The sequence below is a fragment of the Streptomyces sp. NBC_00286 genome (genome assembly GCF_036173125.1).
In the GTDB taxonomy this organism is placed as follows: domain Bacteria; phylum Actinomycetota; class Actinomycetes; order Streptomycetales; family Streptomycetaceae; genus Streptomyces.
In genome coordinates, this window is sequence record NZ_CP108054.1 from 3,038,560 (window position 1) to 3,056,907 (window position 18,348).

Annotated in this window: 14 protein-coding genes; 6 read left to right on the forward strand and 8 right to left on the reverse strand. The window is 68.9% G+C overall.

Translation table 11 applies throughout. The features are described from left to right. Nucleotides 1-467 precede the first annotated feature (467 nt). The 6 genes from OHT21_RS13540 to OHT21_RS13565 all read right to left on the reverse strand — a co-directional run bounded on the left by OHT21_RS13540 (nt 468) and on the right by OHT21_RS13565 (nt 8,537). Nucleotides 468-1,892: a cytochrome gene (locus tag OHT21_RS13540; protein WP_328768527.1), complete on the reverse strand. Its 1,425-nt coding sequence runs from the start codon at nt 1,890-1,892 to the stop codon at nt 468-470. Nucleotides 1,893-2,003: 111 nt separating this feature from the next. Further along, nucleotides 2,004-4,262, reverse strand: a complete 2,259-nt coding sequence (locus OHT21_RS13545; RefSeq protein ID WP_328768528.1) for a HelD family protein — start codon at nt 4,260-4,262, stop codon at nt 2,004-2,006. Between the two features lie 150 nt (nt 4,263-4,412). Next, nucleotides 4,413-4,745 carry a thioredoxin gene (gene trxA, locus OHT21_RS13550; RefSeq protein WP_328768529.1) on the reverse strand — a complete coding sequence of 111 codons (333 nt, stop codon included), beginning with the start codon at nt 4,743-4,745 and terminating at the stop codon, nt 4,413-4,415. Next, nucleotides 4,742-5,170, reverse strand: coding sequence for a MerR family transcriptional regulator (locus tag OHT21_RS13555; RefSeq protein WP_328768530.1), 429 nt, complete (start codon nt 5,168-5,170; stop codon nt 4,742-4,744). Before OHT21_RS13555 ends, trxA begins: the two co-directional genes overlap by 4 nt. A 148-nt stretch (nt 5,171-5,318) precedes the next feature. Then, nucleotides 5,319-6,788, reverse strand: a complete 1,470-nt coding sequence (locus OHT21_RS13560) for an ATP-binding protein (protein ID WP_328768531.1) — start codon at nt 6,786-6,788, stop codon at nt 5,319-5,321. A gap of 378 nt (nt 6,789-7,166) precedes the next feature. Further along, a complete protein-coding gene (locus OHT21_RS13565; RefSeq protein WP_328768532.1) occupies nt 7,167-8,537 on the reverse strand; it encodes a cation:dicarboxylate symporter family transporter in 1,371 nt (456 codons plus the stop codon). Between the two features lie 140 nt (nt 8,538-8,677). On the opposite strand from OHT21_RS13565, the gene OHT21_RS13570 reads away from it, so the two are divergent. Further along, nucleotides 8,678-10,369, forward strand: a complete 1,692-nt coding sequence (locus OHT21_RS13570; RefSeq protein ID WP_328768533.1) for a sensor histidine kinase — start codon at nt 8,678-8,680, stop codon at nt 10,367-10,369. 16 nt (nt 10,370-10,385) lie between these two features. Next, nucleotides 10,386-11,072, forward strand: coding sequence for a response regulator (locus OHT21_RS13575; protein WP_328768534.1), 687 nt, complete (start codon nt 10,386-10,388; stop codon nt 11,070-11,072). A gap of 78 nt (nt 11,073-11,150) precedes the next feature. Here the strand turns inward: OHT21_RS13575 and OHT21_RS13580 are convergent, their stop codons facing one another. Next, nucleotides 11,151-11,690, reverse strand: coding sequence for a hypothetical protein (locus OHT21_RS13580; RefSeq protein ID WP_328768535.1), 540 nt, complete (start codon nt 11,688-11,690; stop codon nt 11,151-11,153). A 212-nt stretch (nt 11,691-11,902) separates the two neighbouring features. Here OHT21_RS13580 and OHT21_RS13585 point away from each other — a divergent pair, with 212 nt between their 5' ends. From OHT21_RS13585 to OHT21_RS13595, 3 genes are all read left to right on the forward strand, one after another. Continuing rightward, entirely contained in the window at nt 11,903-13,282 is a 1,380-nt protein-coding gene (locus tag OHT21_RS13585) for an extracellular solute-binding protein (protein WP_328768536.1), read from the forward strand. Nucleotides 13,283-13,345: 63 nt separating this feature from the next. Further along, a complete protein-coding gene (locus OHT21_RS13590; protein WP_328768537.1) occupies nt 13,346-14,290 on the forward strand; it encodes a carbohydrate ABC transporter permease in 945 nt (314 codons plus the stop codon). 1 nt (nt 14,291) lies between these two features. Then, a complete protein-coding gene (locus tag OHT21_RS13595) occupies nt 14,292-15,137 on the forward strand; it encodes a carbohydrate ABC transporter permease (RefSeq protein WP_328768538.1) in 846 nt (281 codons plus the stop codon). Here OHT21_RS13595 and OHT21_RS13600 read toward each other — a convergent pair. Continuing rightward, nucleotides 15,050-17,269: a tetratricopeptide repeat protein gene (locus OHT21_RS13600; RefSeq protein ID WP_328768539.1), complete on the reverse strand. Its 2,220-nt coding sequence runs from the start codon at nt 17,267-17,269 to the stop codon at nt 15,050-15,052. The two genes, OHT21_RS13595 and OHT21_RS13600, sit on opposite strands and share 88 nt — an antisense overlap. Before the next feature lie 109 nt (nt 17,270-17,378). Between OHT21_RS13600 and OHT21_RS13605 the strand changes: the two genes are divergently transcribed. Beyond that, entirely contained in the window at nt 17,379-18,278 is a 900-nt protein-coding gene (locus OHT21_RS13605; RefSeq protein ID WP_328768540.1) for a 5'-methylthioadenosine/S-adenosylhomocysteine nucleosidase family protein, read from the forward strand. Nucleotides 18,279-18,348: the final 70 nt, after the last annotated feature.

Below are 18,348 nucleotides of genomic sequence, written 5' to 3' on the forward strand. Positions count from 1 at the left end.
TACCCGTCCCATCCTCGGGGCGTTGCCCCGAACCCCACCAGGGGCTCCGCCCCTGGACCCCGCTGGGGCTGCGCCCCAGACCCCGCTATGGGCCTGGCGGCCTCGTCCTCAAACTCCCCCAGCTACCTCCCCCAGCTACCTCTGGGGGTGCCCCCAGACGGGCTGATTGATGCGGGCCTGCGCTGATGAAGTTCGGGCGCGCCAAATCAGCCCTCGGGCGATGGCCGCGCAATTCAGCCCCTCCGGCGATTGAGGAGCGGGGGCCCGGGGGCTGGCCCCCGAAACGGGGTCCGGGGCGCAGCCCTGGTAGATCCGGGGCGCAGCCCTGGTGGGGGTCTGGGGGCGCAGCCCTGGTGGGTCCGGGGCGCAGCCCTGGTGGGGGTCTGGGGGCGCAGCCCCCAGCGGGGTCCAGGGGCGGAGCCCCTTGGTATGGGACGGGTAAGGGCGGCGGGGGCGAAACAACCCCCTCAACCCCCCTTCCGCGTACCCCACATCAGATTCCGCAGCGCCGACAGCAACCCCCGCGCATGGTTCCGGGACGCCTGCGAGGCGTCCGCCCGCGGCGCCCCGTTCGCGGCGGCCCGCGGCGCCGGCGCCTGCCCGGCGACGGGATGCCCGGCGCCAAGCTCGTACCGGACCGGCAGCAGCCGCAACCCCCGCACCACCGGCCCCGACCGCCAAGGCAACTGATCGGCAGGCAGCGTAAGTTCCACCTTCGTGAAGTGGTCGAAGATTCGGCCGACCGCCGTGGCGACCACCGCACCCGCCAGCTCGCGGGCAGCGCTCGGGCACTGGTGCGGCCCGGCCCCCCACCCCAGATGCGCCCGCGTACTCACCGTGGAGTCCACGAGGTGCGACCCGATCGCCATCAGATCCTGATGCGCCGCCGCCGCGGACGGCGAGACCACATCACCCGCCCGGATCCAGAAGTTGCCGAGGCGCACATCATGCGCCGCGAAGCGGAAGCACATGTTGGCCACGGGCGCGTTGGCGAGCGCGGCCCGGTTGACGGTCTCGCCGATCAGCCCGGCCGACAGGCTCCGCCGGACCGTGGCGTTGCCGCGCAACACCTCCAGCAACGTGTTGCACACCATGTTGCCGGTGATGTCGTTGAGGTACACCGCGTTCATGAACAGCTCCCGCCCGAGCTGCTCGTCGGACAGAGAGGGATCGGCGAGGAGCATGTAGGACGTGAGGTCGTCGCCGGGCACGGCCCGCCGATGCGCGGCGAGCCTGGTCATGGCCGCGAGCGCCCGCCCGGTGGCGGGCCCCGCGTCGGCTCCGCCGTCGAGCATCCGCCACATGTCTATGACCAGCTCGTCCCCGAGCTCGACGGGACAGCCGAACAACCGGGTCGTGACCATCAGCAGCAGCGGCCTGGTGTACTGCGCGGCCAGGTCCATGAACCCCGCGGTACCGGACTCCGCAGCCAGCATGGCGACGAGCTCGTCCGCGTACGACACGACGGCCGAGCGCAGCTCCCACCCCTGCGGCGTACGGGCGTCCTGGAACGGACCGAGCGCCGAGTGATAGGTCTGCCGCGCGGCCAGATGCTCCTCGTCGTCCATGAACATCGTCTGCCGCACCTCGTACCCGGCGAGCAGCGGCCAGTCCTGCGGCAGCCGCCCCTCGGCCCGCGCCCGCCAGTACCGGATGTCCCGCCGCCACAGGCTCTCCTTGCGGAGCACCTCCAGGACCTCGCGGTAGTCGAGGACCAGCCACACCGGTACGCCCATGAGACCGACGGGCGCCACCGGACCGTACGTACGCCGCAGGTGCGCGTACACGCCGGCCGGGTCCGTGTCGAACGCCGACGTCAGCAACGGCTCGACGCGCAGCGACTCGAGCGGGGGCGCCCCGTCCGGGGCCGCGGCGGATGGTTGAGGGTTCATGCGAACACGCATACCGCACCGCGCGTACACAAGCTGTGACCATGACGCCAACTGTTACGACTCGGTGATGTATGCCGCAGATGCCGGATTAGACCCGCAAAGCCGGGCCGTTCAGAAGGCCGTCGCCAGCGCCTGCGGCAGCTCCCCCGTGTGGACGACTCCGAGTGTCTGCGTGGCCCGGGTGAGCGCCACGTACAGATCGCTCGTGCCGTACCGCGACGGCTCCACCACCAGCACCGAGTCGAACTCCAGGCCCTTGGCCTGACGTGCATCGAGGAGTACGACGGACCGCGTCAGGTCGGGTTCCTCGCCCGCCGTGACGCCGTCGAGCCGTGCGGCCAGCGCCCGGTGGAGATCGCGGGGCGCGATCACCGCCAACCGCCCCTCCTCCGGGGTCAGTTCCGCGACCGCCTTCGCCACGGCTCCCGGCAGGTCGTCGGTGGCCCGCACCCAGGGCCGTACGCCCGTCGACCGCACCGAACTCGGCGGCTCGAAGCCGGGATCCTCGGCGCGCACCACGGCCGCCGCGACGTCCATGACCTCGGACGGGGTGCGGTAGTTGACGGCGAGCCGGGTGTGCTCCCAGCGGTCCTGGACGTAGGGGTCGAGGATGCCGGACCAGGAGCCGACGCCCGCCGCGTCGGCCGTCTGCGCCGGATCCCCGACCAGCGTCATCGACCGCGTCGGACTGCGCCGCATCAGCAGCCGCCACGCCATCGGCGACAGCTCCTGCGCCTCGTCCACGATGATGTGCCCAAAGGCCCAGGTCCGGTCGGCCGCGGCGCGCTCGGCGGCGCTGCGGTGGTCGTCCTCCTCATGCCGCTCGGCCATCCGCTCGGCGTCGATGATGTCGTGCGCGGAGAGGACCTCACCCGCCTCGGGGTCGTCCTCCTCCTTGTCCTCGAACTCGTACGTCCGTGAGGCGTAGGAGATGTCCAGCACGCTCTGCGCGTACGCCACTTGCTCCTCGCGTTCCCTCTCGGCCGCGGCCCGCGCCGGCCGGTCGTCCTCGCCGAGGAGTTCGGCGGCCTCGTCGAGGAGGGGGACGTCGGAGGTGGTCCAGGCGCGCGTCACCGGGCGCCGGATGGCGTCGGCATCCGCCTCGGAGACATAACCGTCGGGCTCCGCGAGGAAGTCCGCGACGAGCCGCTGCGGGGTGAGGCGCGGCCACAACTGGTCGATGGCCGACCAGACTTCGGGGTTCTCGGCCAGCTCGTCGCGGATCTGGGTGATGTCGCTGACGTCGAGCAGGTTCGAGCCGTCGTACGGATCCGTGCCGATCCGCTCGGCGACCATGTCGGTGAGGATGTTGAGGATGTGGCCCTCGAAGGTCTCGCGGGCGGCGTTGTGCGGCAGCAGCGCCTCACGGGTGCGCTCACGGGCGACGCGTACGAGACCGTCGTCGAGCAGCAGGATGTCCCGGTCGTGCTCGATGCCGATCACCGGGTCGGGCAGCGCCTCACGGTCGCGTACGACGGCGGCCAGAACGTCCGCCATGTCGGCGCGGCCCTTCACGGCGGCGGCCTCGGAGGTGTCGGTCGCGGTCGCGTGCACGCCGGGGAACAGCTCGCCGACCGTCGAGAGCAGCACGCCCGTCTCGCCGAGCGAGGGCAGGACCTCGCCGATGTAGCCGAGGAACGCCGGGTTCGGGCCCACGATCAGGACGGCCCGCTTGGCGAGCAACTCCCGGTGTTCGTACAGGAGATACGCGGCGCGATGCAGCGCCACGGCCGTCTTGCCCGTACCCGGGCCGCCCTCGACCACGAGGACCCCGCGGTGCGGAGCGCGGATGATGCGGTCCTGCTCGGCCTGGATGGTCCGCACGATGTCGCCCATACGGCCGGTGCGCGCGGAGTTGAGGGCGGCGAGCAACACGGCGTCACCGCTCGGGTCCTCGTGCCCGGTGCGCTCCTGGTCCCCCAGGTCGAGGATCTCGTCGTGCAGGGCGGTGACGGCACGGCCCTCGGTCGTGATGTGCCGGCGGCGGCGCAGGCCCATGGGCATATGGCCGGTGGCGAGGTAGAACGGGCGGGCGACCGGGGCCCGCCAGTCGATCAGAATCGGGGTGTGTTCGGTGTCGTCGGCGCGGATTCCGATTCGGCCGATGTGGTGGTGGATTCCGTTGGTGAGGTCGATTCGGCCGAAGCAGAGGGAACCGTCCACCGCGTTCAGCGCGGCGAGCAGCCCCGAGCGCTCGGCGACCAGGATGTCCCGCTCCAGGCGCGCCTGCATCGGCGTACTGCCCTGCGCGAGCGCGTCCGCCACGGCGGACTCGGTGCCGCCGCGCAGGGCGTCGACGCGCGCGTACAACCCGTCGATGAATTCCTGCTCTCGGCGGAATTCATCGTCCGGAAAATCGTTGTTTGACAATTCCACTCCCGGCCCGATATACTGTGCCTACTGAACTTCTTCGCGACCTAATTCGAGTGAAGTCGCGAACCATTCAATATACGCAAAGAAATCCCCTGCGGGCAATTCCCGCGGGGGATTTCTTGTTCGCCTGTCTTGTTCGCCTGCTGGTTACAGCACGTCGGACAGCTCCTCCAGGAGCCGTCGCTTCGACCTGGCTCCCACCATGGACTTCACCGGCTCGCCGCCCCGGAACACCATGAGCGTGGGCATCGACAGCACGCCGTACGCGTTCGTGATCTCCGGGTTCGTGTCCACGTCCAGCTGGACCACCTTGAACCGGTCGCCCTCCTCGGAGGCGACGGCGCTCAGTACCGGCGCGATCTGCCGGCACGGCGGGCACCAGTCGGCCGTGAACTCCACCAGTACGGGCAGCTCCGCCCCGATCACCTCCGCCTCGAAGTCCGCGTCGGTTACTTCGGCCACACCGTCTGCCTTGATCACCGCGTCCGCCCTCCCAGTTCGCATACGGGTTCCGGGCCGCCCGGAACCTCCGCGCCGGCCGCCAGCTCGTCGCGCGCCGCCTCCGCCTTCACCAGCTGCCATCCGACCTGCGCCCGTACGGCCTGCAACTCGCCGATCAGCGCGTCCAGTTCACCGAGCTTGCGCCGGTACACGGCGAGCGATGCGGGGCACAGGTCACCTTCCGGGTGCCCGGCCCGCAGACACTCCACGAAGGGCCGTGTCTCCTCCAGCTCGAACCCGAAGTCCTGCAAGGTCCTGATCTGCCGAAGCAGCTTCAGGTCGTCCTCGTCGTACGTCCGGTATCCGTTGCTGCCACGCCGCGCGGGCAGCAGCCCACGCGACTCGTAGTAACGCAGCGTCCGCGTCGTGGTCCCGGCCCGTGCGGCCAGCTCGCCGATTCGCATGCTGCGACGGTAATCCTTGACGCCGACGTCAAAGCAAGACGCTGCGCTGGAGATGCGGTTTGAAGCTGCGGGTCCCTCGTGGCTGGTCGCGCAGTTCCCCGCGCCCCTGACGGGGCGCGGCACCGCAGCGGACTTCGGCAAGTCCGGGTTAGTCGTCGCTCTCCTCGGTCAGCCAGTCCTCGTCGGTCTCGTCATCCGGGTGCTTCACACCCAGGAGGCGGCGGGTCAGGCGGTCGCGGTCGGAGAGGAGTTCGTCGACCGCTTGCCGGAGGTCGGCCGTTTCCGTGTGGTCCGCGTCCCGCTCCGCCGAGATCAGTACGGCGCGGCGTATGAGCTCCTTGGTGAAGGAGGCCGTCACACCCTCGGTGCGGGTGACGATCTCCTCGGTGATGTCCTTGCCGAGGTCGAGGCCGGCTCCGTACAGGCTGAGGAGCCGGGCGCGCCCGTCGGCGTCCGGCAGAGGGATCTCGACGGCGAGGTCGACGCGGCCGGGGCGCTGGACGAGGGCCGGTTCGAGGAGGTCGGCCCGGTTGGTGGTGAGCAGGAAGGCCACGTCGGCGTCGTCGCCGAGGCCGTCCATCTCGTTCAGCACCTGGAAGAGCAGGGGCTGCACGCCACCGTCCAGGTCGCGCGCCTCGGCGACCAGGTCGACGTCCTCGAGGACCACCAGCGCGGGCTGGAGCATCCGGGCGAGCCGGCACGCGGGGCCGATCGCGCCCATGCTCGTACCGGAGAGGACGACGACCGTGAACGCCGGCAGGTGGGAGAGCAGGTAACGGATGGTGTGGGTCTTGCCGGTGCCGGGCGGCCCGTACAGGAGCAGTCCTCGGCGCAGATGCTGACCCGCCACGCGCAGCCGCTCGCGGCGCCGGGCCACCCCGACGACCTGCCGCTCCACCCGCTCCAGAAGACCGGGCGGCAGCACGATCTCCTCGCGCGTCAGCGCGGGCCTGCGGTGGAAGCGGAACGGTCCGAGGCCGTTGTCGAACTCCGAGCCGTCGAAGGAGAGGATCTGCCCGCGGAAGATGTTGTGCTCGAGCATCAGCGCGTCGATGTCGGCGAGCAGCCGGTCCGCGAACGCCTTGTCGGGGGCGAGGACTTCGAGCTCGACCTTGTTGCGTCCGTACTCGTCCGCCGGGCCGCGCAGCAGCAGCGCGAACCGCTCCTCACCCTCCTGCCCGAGGTAGAAACCGAAGGAGACACAGGCGAGTTCGTCGTCCGGGGAGACCGGCAGATGCGCGTAGTCGACGGCTCCGACCACGAACCGGTCGTACAGGTTCGCCGATTCGAGGATCTCGCCCAGAGTGAGGTCGCCGCGGCTCTCCGAGCCGGTCATCCCGATCAGCTCGTGCGTCCGCCCCTCGACGGCGAACCAGCGCTCCAGTGCCAGATGGACATTCGGCAGTTCGTACGGGGGATAAGCGGCCTTGACCACCGGCTGATCCCCAGGGGTCGTACCCAGATGCGCCCGGAGCCGCTTGGTCAGATCACGGTAGCCCTCCCGGCGCTTGGGCCGAGCGACCGCCAGCAGGAACTCGTGGAAGAGACCGCCGATCTCGTCCAACGAGTACGGCTCCTCCGCGTCCTCCGTACCGACAACCATCGAGTCGTCCCCCATGCGTACCTCCGTACAGTCCCGCAGCATTTGCGGCTTCCCAGCCTGGGACTTGAGAAGGGAGGGGTCAAAGGCTTTTCCGGCGAAGTGAGTTGAGCCAGTGACAACAAGGGCTCAGCCCGGCCACCCGGGGGGGATGGTCGGGCTGAGCTTGTGAACCGGACGGCTGGCGAGGGGGAGACATTCAGCCGCCCGGGGGTCGATCGCGGGCCCTTGTGGCTTTTCGAGGGGCCCCGACGCCCCTGAAATAGGCCGCAGGCCTTCTTTCAGGGGCGCGGGGCTGTATCAATTTGCGGCTCCGCCGCGTGGGCGCGACCAGCCACAACGAACCCGCAGCCGGGTGCCAGCCCTCAGCCCTACGGCGGCGAACCCGCGGAGCGACTACGCCTTGGCGAGCTCCTTCTCCGAACCCTCGGGAGAAGAGTCGGCCCCCTCCCCGGCAGGGGCGTCGTCGAGAAGCGTCTTCTCATCGAACGGCAGCCGGCCGGCCAGCACCTGATCGACCCGCCCTCGGTCGATCTCCTTCGTCCACGTACCGATCAGCACCGTGGCCACCGCGTTACCCGCGAAGTTCGTCAGCGCACGCGCCTCGCTCATGAAGCGGTCGATACCGACGATCAGACCGATGCCGTCGACCAGCGCAGGCTTGTGAGAGGAGAGACCGCCGGCCAGGGTGGCGAGACCCGCACCGGTGACGCCGGCCGCACCCTTAGAAGCGACCAGCAGGAACAGCAGCAGCGGAATCTGCTCGCCGATCGACATCGGCGTACCCATGGCGTCGGCGATGAAGAGGGACGCCATGGTCATGTAGATCATGGTGCCGTCGAGGTTGAAGGAGTAGCCGGTCGGGACGGTGATGCCGACGACGGGCTTGCTGACGCCCATGTGCTCCATCTTCGCGATGAGTCGCGGCAGCGCGGACTCGGAGGAGGAGGTGGACAGGATCAGCAGGAACTCACGGCCCAGGTACTTGAAGAACGTGAAGATGTTCAGGCCCGACACCACGCGCAGCAGCGCGGCCAGCACGATGAACACGAAGAGGAAGCAGGTGGTGTAGAAGCCGAGCATCAGCACGGCGAGGCTCTTGAGCGCGTCAAGACCCGCGGAGCCGGTGACCGCGGCGATGGCACCGAAGGCACCGATCGGGGCGGCCCACATCACCATGGCGAGGATGCGGAAGACGAGACGCTGGATGTGCTCGACACCGCGCAGGATCGGCTGGCCGGCGTCGCCCATGGCCTGCAGCGCGAAGCCCGCGAGCAGGGCGATCAGGAGGGTCTGCAGGACCTCGCCGCCGGTGAAGGCGGAGACGATCGTGGTCGGGATGATGCCGAGCAGGAACTCCTCGGTGCTCTTGGCCTCGGTGACCTGCGCCTGACCGGTCTCCTTGACCGAGTCGGTGACCGCGAGGCCCGTACCCGGGTCGATGATGTTGCCGACGACCAGGCCGATACCGAGCGCGACCAGCGACATCACCGTGAAGTAGGCGAGTGCGATGCCACCTACCGCGCCGACCTTCGCGGCCTTCCGTACCGAGCCGATGCCCAGCACGATGGTGCAGAAGATGATCGGCGAGATCATCATCTTGATCAGGTTCACGAAGCCGGTGCCGATCGGCTTCAGCTGGACCGCGAAGTCGGGGGTGACCAGTCCGACGGTGATGCCGAGCACCACCGAGATGATCACCGCGATGTAGAGATAGTGGGTGCGGTCCCGCTTGCCGGCGGGCTTGGTAGCTGCCGTACTCGTCACGGCTGCCTCCTTGACGTCATCGTCGCATCACCGGCGTGCGGCTCACGTCCGGGGGTTGCGGTGACTATCCCGTGGGCTGTGAGGCCGGTCACCCTTCCGTTCATTGAGTTCACGTGGACGCAACGATGCAGACTGATTCCATGCGTATCCCCCGGCCCCGCAGCCTGGCGGGCCAGCTCTTCGCCATGCAGGCAGTCCTCGTAGCCGTCGTGGTGGCCGGTTGCGCCCTGTTCACGTACGTCAGCGACCGCAGGCAGGCCGAGGACGCGGCGCGCCGTCAGGCCCTGGGCGTGGCCAGTTCCGTAGCGGACTCCCCTTCCGTACGGGAGGCTATCCGCACTCCCGATCCGTCGGCGACCCTCCAGCCGTATGCGAACGAGGTGCGGCGCCATGCCCAGGTCGACTTCGTCACGATCATGAACACCAAGGCCATCCGCTGGACGCACCCCGACAAGAACCAGATCGGCCGGCCCTTCCTCGGGCACACGGAGCTTGCCCTCAAGGGCGAGCCGTTCACGGAGGTGTACACGGGCACGCTCGGCCCGTCCGTACGGGCCGTCACGCCGATCTACGACGGAGGCCGCATCGTCGGCCTGGTCAGCGCGGGCATCCGGGTCGACGCCATAAGCGAGCGGGTGCAGGACCAGGTGACGGCGCTGTTCGGCGTCGCGGTGGGCGCGCTGGCGCTGGGCGGCGTAGGTACGTACGTGATCAATGCCCGGCTGCGGCGCTCCACGCACGGGATGAACGCGGGCGAGCTCAGCCGGATGCACGACTACCACCAGGCCGCGCTGCATGCCGTGCGCGAGGGGCTGCTGATGCTCGACGGGCAGTTCAAGGTGGCGTTGATCAACGACGGCGGGCGCGAACTGCTCGGGGTGACCGGCGATGTGGTCGGCCGCTCGGTGGCGGACCTCGGGCTGCCCGCCCAGCTGACGGGGGCGCTGCTGTCGACGGAGCCACGCGTGGACGAAGTGCATCTCACCGCCTCGCGGGTGCTCGTGATGAACACCTCGCCGGTGTCGGGCGGCGAACGCCGCGGCACGGTCGTAACCCTGCGCGATGTGACCGAACTCCAGTCCCTGATGGGCGAGTTGGACTCGGAGCGCGGCTTCACTCAGGCACTCCGCTCGCAGGCACACGAGGCCGCGAACCGCCTGCACACGGTGGTTTCCCTGATCGAGCTGGGCCGCGCGGAGGAGGCGGTCGACTTCGCCACGGCCGAGCTGGAACTGGCCCAGGCGCTGACGGACCAGGTGGTCGCGGCGGTGAGCGAGCCGGTGCTCGCGGCCCTGCTGCTGGGCAAGGCGGCGCAGGCGAACGAGCGGGGCGTCGAGCTGGTCGTCTCCGAGGACAGCAGCATCGACGACGGCCTGCTCCCGGACTCGCTCCCCGCACGCGACCTGGTCACGGTGCTCGGCAACCTGATCGACAACGCGGTGGACGCTGCACAGGGTTCGGTCGGCGCCCGTGTCACGGTCACCGCGCTCGCCGACGAGGCGGTTCTGGTCCTGCGGGTCACCGACACCGGGGACGGCGTGGACCCGGCCCACGCGGAGGCGGTCTTCGAGCGCGGCTGGTCCACAAAACCGGCGGGTCCGGGGGGCCGGGGGCTCGGACTGGCACTCGTACGGCAGGCCGTCAGCCGTCATGACGGGACGCTGACCGTGACGGATGCGGAGGGGGGCGGGGCGGAGTTCGAGGTGCGGCTGCCGCTGCCGACGGCGGAAGTGGGGCAGGCTCCGGAGGGGCGGATTTCGGACAAGGGGGATAAGGTCCACGCCGAGCCAGAGCCGATTCCTCAGCCCACTCCGCACGGAGGCACCGTATGAGCCACGGAGGCACCGTATGAGCACGCCCTCCAAGGACATCCGCGTCCTGGTCGTCGAGGACGACCCTGTCGCGGCCGACGCACATGTCATGTACGTGGGACGCGTGCCCGGTTTCATCGCGGTGGGCAAAGCGCACACCGGGGCGGAGGCACGGCGGGCGCTGGACCGGATGCCGGTGGACCTGCTGCTCCTCGATCTCCATCTCCCGGACGCGCACGGACTGCAGCTCGCGCGCTCGCTCCGCGCCGCCGGCTATCACGCGGACGTCATCGCGGTCACCTCCGCGCGCGATCTCACGGTCGTACGGGAGGGCGTCTCGCTGGGCGTCGTGCAGTACGTCCTGAAGCCGTTCACGTTCGCAACTCTGCGGGACCGGCTCGTACGGTACGCGGAGTTCCACGCGGCGGCCGGCGAGGCCAGCGGCCAGGACGAGGTGGACCGGGCGCTCGCGACCCTGCGCGCACCGGGACCCGCGGAGCTGCCCAAAGGGCTGAGCGGGCCGACGCTGGAGCGGGTGACCCGGGCGCTGCGGGACTCCACGGAAGGGCTGACCGCGGCGGGCGTGGCGGAGGCGGTCGGGATATCGCGGATCACCGCCCGGCGGTATCTGGAACATCTGGTGGATGCGGGACGGGCGGGACGGAATCCTCAGTACGGGCAGGTGGGGAGACCGGAGTTGCAGTATCGATGGATCAAGGGGTAGGCGGCGAGGGGCGGTGGGCACGGCTGCGGCCCCCGGTCCGGATCGCTCCCGGATCGCCCGAAGGCCATCGACGTACCGTCAAGCAGAGTTGAACACCCCTGCGTACACCAGGAATTGGGCACCCAGCCCCGCGACAGCGAGCGCCTCCATCACGGACACCGCCAGCAGGCCCCCAGTGACCTGACCACCGGCCCAGTACACGACGAGCCCCGCCAACGGCACGACGCAGAAGGCGAGTAGATCGATCCCGCACTGGATGGCTTTGCGGGAGGCCCTTCGGGAGTCAACGCGGTGGGCGGTCTCCCAGCCGAAGGCGCCTTCAGTACCAGCGAGTTGGGCCAGCCGGGGCCCCAACTCGCCCCGTACGTAGGCTCCGATCGCCGAGATCTTCTCGTCGTTCACGAGGTAGGTCCACCCGAGAACGACACACACCGGCGGCAGCGCGAGCAGCATCGATGCCTGCTCGGCCTGGGCGGCCGCGGCGATGACGGCGGCGACGACCGCGAGGGTGACGTACAGCAGGTTGTCCCGGAACCCGATCCGCGCCTTCTGCTCGTCCTTCACGCTCTCGTACTCGGCGATCAGCAACTGGCCTGTGGTGACGTCTTGTCCCGGCACGTCTCTGTCCCCCTTCTCGGCGCCCAACGTCCCTGCTGGTCAGGCGACTCGGCAGTACCTTAAGCGTGTGCCGCGGGCGGGAGACACCGCGGGAATGTCCGTGCCAAGCCCAACCCCAAGCCGCTGCAAGGTCATTGACCTGGCCGGACCACCGCTCTTACGTTCACGATGCAGCCAAACTCGGCCACAACGACGTCGGCCAGTAGGAGGTCGTGCCCGTGCGCCCCACCGCCGCTCCTCTCCTCCTCGCAACTCTGCTCGCCGCCACCACGCTCTCCGCCTGCGGCGGCGGCTCCGGAAGCGATCCGGACACCCTCGAGGTCTCCTTCAAACAGTCCACGGACAACTCGATCAAGGTCCTGGACACCTACTTAGCCGACATGAAGAAGCAGTTCGAGAAGGCGAATCCGGGCAAGAAGGTCAAGCTCGTCCCGATCAAGGCCCCGGACTCGGAGTACTACACGAAGCTCCAGCAGATGCTCCGCTCCCCCAAGACGGCCCCGGACCTGGTGTACGAGGACACGTTCCTCATCAACTCGGACATCACGAGCGGGTACTTGAAGCCCCTGGACCCGTACCTGGAGAAGTGGAAGGACTGGGACCAGTTCATCGACACGGCCAAGGCGGCGGCCAAGGCCGAGGACGGCAAGACGTACGGCGTACCGGACGGGACCGACACTCGGGGCCTCTGGTTCGACAAGGGCATCTTCAAGAAGGCGGGCCTACCGGAGAACTGGCAGCCGAAGACATGGGACGACGTCCTCGAAGCCGCCCGGACCATCAAGCAGAAGGTCCCCGGTGTCATCCCGCTCAACGTCTACACGGGCAAACCGGCTGGCGAAGCCTCCGCCATGCAGGGCTTCGAAATGCTCCTGTACGGGACGGGCAACTCGGCGAGCAAAGACGAAGACCCCCTCTACGACACCGCGTCCAAGAAGTGGATCACCGGCAGCCAGGCCTTCAAGGACGCCCTCACCTTCGTGGAGACCGTCTACAAGGAGAAGCTCGGCCCCGACGTGTCGGACGCCCTCGACCCGAACATCGCGACCCGGGTCCGCGGCGAGTTCCTCCCCGAGGGCAAGCTCGGCATCAACCTCGACGGCTCCTGGCTCCCGCAGGACTGGCTGGAGGGCAGCGGTCACGAATGGCCGGAGTGGTCGGAGAAGCTGGGCCTCGCGGCCATGCCGACCCAGAACGGCCAGGCCCCCGGCAAGGTGAGCATGTCCGGCGGCTGGACCTGGTCGATCCCCTCCAAGGCGGCCAATCCCGACCTCGCCTTCAAGTTCATCGAGACGATGCAGACGAAGGCGAACGCCCAGAAGTGGTACATCGCCAACTCCGGTATCGCGGTGCGGAAGGACGTCGCCGAGGACCCGGAGTACGTGAAGGCGCAGCCCGGCATCAAGTTCTTCACGGACCTGGTGTCCAGTACGCACTACCGTCCCGCCTACCCCGCGTATCCGAAGGTCTCGACGGCGATCCAGGAGGCCATGGAGGGTGTGACGACGGGCGACAGCTCGGTCGAGGAGGCGGCGAGCGGCTACGACGAGGAACTCAAGTCGGCCACGGACAACCAAGTGATCAAGAAGTGAGCGAGAAGTGAGCGAGAAGCGGGAGTTGAGCGAGAAGGTCGAGCGAGAAGTGAGCAGCCGTTCATGACCGCCGCGCCCCCGGCCGGTCCCGGCGTCGCCAAGACCGCGCCGGGACCGACCGCACCACCGCCCACGCCGAAGAGCCGCTCCCTGCGCCACGCACTCACCCGTGCGCTCCCCGTCTCCCCCGCCGTCGTCCTCCTGGTCCTCTTCCTCGCGGGCCCCATCGCGTACTGCGCCTACATCGCCTTCACGGACCTCCAGCTCACCGGCCAGGCCGAGTCGTCGTTCGTCGGCTTCGACAACTTCCGCGAGGCCTTCCAGGACGCGGCGTTCCTCAACGCCGTATGGCTGACGCTGGTGTTCACCGTCCTCAGCTCCCTCATCGGCCAGAACACCCTGGGCCTGGCCCTCGCCTCGCTGATGCAGCGCGCGTCAAAGCCCGTTCGCACGCTCACGGGCGGCATCGTGATCACGGCCTGGGTACTACCGGAAGTCGTAGCAGGCTTCCTCCTGTACGCCTTCTTCCGCGGCGAAGGCACGTTGAACGCCATTCTGGACTGGCTGCATCTCCCGTCCCAGAACTGGCTGTTCACGCTCCCGATCCTGGCCGTCTCCTTCGCCAACGTATGGCGGGGCACGGCTTTCTCGATGCTGGTGTACTCGGCGGCGCTGAATGAGATCCCGAAGGAGATCACGGAAGCCGCGGAGGTCGACGGGGCGGGCGGCTGGCGCCGCATGTGGCACATCACGCTCCCGATGATCAGACGTTCCATCGGTACGAACCTGATGCTCAACACGCTGCAGACGCTGTCGGTCTTCGGCCTGATCTGGGTCATGACGAGAGGAGGCCCGGGAAACCGCAGCCAGACCCTCCCCCTCTTCATGTACGAACAGGCCTTCCAGAAGAGCATGATCGGGTACGGGACTGCCGTGGCGCTCTTGCTTCTCGTGGTCGGTTCGCTGTTCTCGGTCGTCTATCTGCGACTGCTGCGGACGGAGGTCTGAGATGCCCGTGCCTCCGACCCTCAAGTCCCGCCGCGCCAACCGCCGTTACGCCGCCGACGCCGGCCTCCTCGTCGTAGCGGCCGCCTTCGTCCTGCCACTGGCCTGGGTGGTCCTCTCCGCCCTGGACCCGGACGCCGGCCTGCAGGTGAAGATCCCCGACGGCGTCACCCTGGACAACTTCGACGCCGTACTCGAACCCGACATCACCTTCACGCCCCTGCTCAACAGCCTGATCCTGTGCGGCGGGGCGACCCTGCTGACGGTCGTCTGCGCGGCTCTGGCGGCGTACCCGCTGTCACGGTTCCGGTCCCGGCTCAACCGGCCGTTCCTGCTGACGATTCTCTTCGCCACGAGTCTGCCGATCACGGCGATCATGGTTCCGGTGTACGCGTTGTTCGTACAGGTGGACCTGATCGACACCATGCAGGGCACGATCTTCTTCTTCGCGGCTTCTCAACTGCCTTTTGCCATTTGGCTGATGAAAAATTTCATGGACGGGGTGCCGAAGGAGTTGGAAGAGGCGGCCTGGACGGACGGGGCGTCCAGCTTCCAGTCGTTGCTGCGGATTGTGCTGCCGCTGATGGGGCCGGGTGTGGGAGTGGTGACGGTCTTCTCGTTCGTGATGATGTGGGGGAACTTCTTTGTGCCGTTCATGCTGCTGCTGAGTCCGGATCAGATGCCGGCTTCGGTGAGCATCAATGATTTCTTCGGGAATCGGGGGACGGTGGTTTATGGGCAGTTGGCTGCGTTTTCGGTTATTTACTCGACGCCGGTGATTTTGTTGTATGTGCTCGTCGCGCGGAGGTTGGGTGGGGGGTTTGCTTTGGGTGGGGCTGTTAAGGGGTGAGAATTGGAGGAGGCGGGCCTGGGGTCTGTCGCCTCCGCGCGGACGCGTGCTCGGTCGGCTTCGTCCAGGGCCTCGGCCCGGGTGTAGGCGTCGGCGGCTTGAAGGTAGGCGGTGCGGACCTCGGTCGGGCGGTGGGCCGATGCGTGGGCGAGGGCAAGGTTTTCGAAGGTCTGGCCCGCCCCGTACCAGTCCCCGAACTCCCGGTGGATCTCCATGGCCTGGCCGAATGCCCTGATGGCCTCCGCCACACGCCCCGCCTTCCGCAGGGCGCAGCCGAGGTTGTTCCATGCGGCAGCCTCGCGGCGGCGATCTTCGGCGGCCTGGTACAAGTCACGGGCGCGGGTATGGGCATCAATGGCCTCCGCCACCCGGCCCGCCCCCTGCAGAGTCAGGCCGAGGTTGTTCCAGGTGAACGCCTCGCCGTGGCGGTCCCCGACGGCCTCGTGCAGGTCGCGGGCGCGTGTAAGGGCGTCGATCGCCTCGGCCACCCGACCCGCTTCCCGGAAGGCGCCGCCGAGGTTGTTCCACGCCTCGGCCTCGCGACGGCGGTCCTTGGTGGCCTGAAACAGGTCGCGAGCACATGTAAGGGCGTCAATGGCCTCCGCCACCCGGCCCGCCGCCCACAGGGCGATACCCAGGCTGTTCCACGCCACGGCCTCCCGGAGACGGTCCCCCGCACGGTGGGTGATTTCTTGACCGACACGGCCGACGGTGATCCAGTCGTCGAAGTAACGCCGCCACTCCAGGTAATTCACCAGACACTCGGCCAGCATCACGGCGGTGAACGCGTACCGCTCCTCCACCCCCCACTGCACCGCCGCAATCAACCCCGCCCGCTCCGCGTCCAGCCACGCCAACGCCTCCGCCCGCCCCGCGAAACGCCCCGGCTCCGGCATTCCCGGCAACCATCGCAGATGGTCGTCGGCGGCATCCGCACACCGCCAGTAGAACTCCAGCAACCACTCCCTCGCCGCCTCCCCCTCCTCCGTCAAATCCGGATCTCCGGCCACCACACTCGCGCCATACGCCCGCACCAGTCCGTGCAGCCGCCACCGCCGCCGACCACTTCCCCTCTCCACGAGATGCGCACGGGCCAAGGCTTCCAGGGCGCGCGCTGGAAACACATTCGTCGCAGCGAGAGCCGTGACCGCCTCAGCGCTCGTGTCCGAGCCCGGTGCAAGCGCCAGCAGCCGCAGCAGGCGAGCCTGATCGGGCGGCAGACGGCGATACGAAAGGTCGAAGGCCGCGCGAACACTGCGCTCGCCGTCGTCGAGGTGATCGAGTCTGTCGCGAAACTCGGTCAGTTCGGCGACGAGCTCCGCAACAGGCTTGTCCCGCTCGGCCACCAGCAGCGCGGCGGCGATCTGCAGGGCCAGCGGAAGATGGCCGCAGCGTTCGGCGAGAGTCGAGACCACCTCGGCTTCGTCCGCGCATCGGCTGTCATCGGGGTTGGCGATTCGCAAGGCGAGGTCGAGTAGGTCGTACGCCTCCTCCGGCGTCAGCTCGTCCAACGGCAGGAGCCTCGCGCCCAGTTGGGGCAACCGGTCACGGGAGGTGACGAGAACACGGTGCCGTTCGCCGCGCCCAGGGAGGAGCGGACGTATCTGCGCCGGCGAGGACGCGTTATCGGCAAGGACCAGCACGGACCCGCGCTCCTGGGCACGCTGGGCGAGCGTCGAACGATAGAGCGCAGCCCGCTCATCCGCCGTGGCCGGAATGTGCTCGGGCTCGATGCCCAGGGCCCGCAGCAAGGCCTGAAGAGCCTGATCCGCCGTAACGGGATCATCGTCGTATCCGTGCAGGTCGACAAAGAGCACCCCGCCGGGAAACCACCCTCGCTCGCACGCCTCGTGCGCCGCCTCCACCGCGAGCGCCGTCTTGCCGATGCCGCCGAGCCCGGACACCGCCGCGACCAGCACGGCAGCCGGCCGCTCGGGCGCGGACGGGTCGAACGCGTCCAGCAGCGCACGCAGTTCGCCATCCCGGCCGGTGAAGCCGACCGCTCTCGCGGGCAGGGCGTCCAGCGCGGTGGGCGCGGGCCCGTGTTGGTGGTACTCCGCCTTCGCGGTGAAGGGACCGGTGACCTTGACTCCCCGGAAGTCGAGGTGGTCCCCGTCGTACCCGTTCGTCATCGCGCCGTCCCCCGTGCCGCCTTCGAACCTCGCGTGACATCACGGTACGCCGCGCCCTCCCCGTCCAACACACGCTCTGGACACGCAACTTGGCAGTACCGTTGAGAGCGTGCCGGAGACAATGCCCACCGTAGCGATCCTCACCGCGCTGTCCCTCGAATACGACGCCGTACTCGACCACCTCACGGATGTCGAGAAGCTCACGCATGAGCGCACCGGCACGCGGGCCAGGCGAGGGAAGCTCCCCGGCACCCCCTGGCACGTCGCCCTGGTCGACATCGGCGAGGGCACGCTCACGGCCGCCACGATCACCGAGCGGGTGATGACGTGGCTCACCCCCGAGGCCGTGCTCTTCGTGGGCGTCGCCGGCGGGTTGAAGGACGACATCGGCATCGGCGACGTCGTGGTCGCGACCAAGGTGTACGCCATCCACGGCGGCAAGCAGACGCCCGACGGCTTCCTCGACCGGCCGGAGGCATGGCGCGCCTCGTTCCGTCTGGAGCAGGCGGCCAAGGAGGCGTTGCGCGGGAAGGCCCACTTCAACGGGAAGGTCCACTTCAAGCCGATCGCGGTCGGGGACGTCGTCCTCGCGGACAGCGACTCCGAACTCGCCCAACGCATCAGGGCGAGCTACAACGACGCCGTCGCCATCGAGATGGAAAGCTCCGGCGTCGCCCACGCGGTTCACCTCGCAGGTGAGGGGGGCGCGTTGATCATCCGGGGCATCAGCGACAAGGCCGACGCGGACAAGTCCCGTGCGGACGCCGGGGGTTCACAGCCCCGGGCCGCCGCGAACGCGGCCAGGGCGGCGGTCGCCGTACTCCACGAGCTGCAACCGAAGCCGACTGCCCCGCAGCCTCATGACTCCGCCTCCCAGGAGCGCCCTTTTCGCAGCTCCACGGACGCCCCCACGTACAGCGGAGACCACATCGACTTCCGGGGGAGCACCTTCCCCGGCCCCTTCACCGCCAAGTCGGTCGGCCAACCACCGCACGGCGACGGACAGTAACCCAGGCGAAGGCCCGCACCACGGAACCGGTACGCCGCAGCAGTCCCACGGCCCGGTACCCACCGCGACC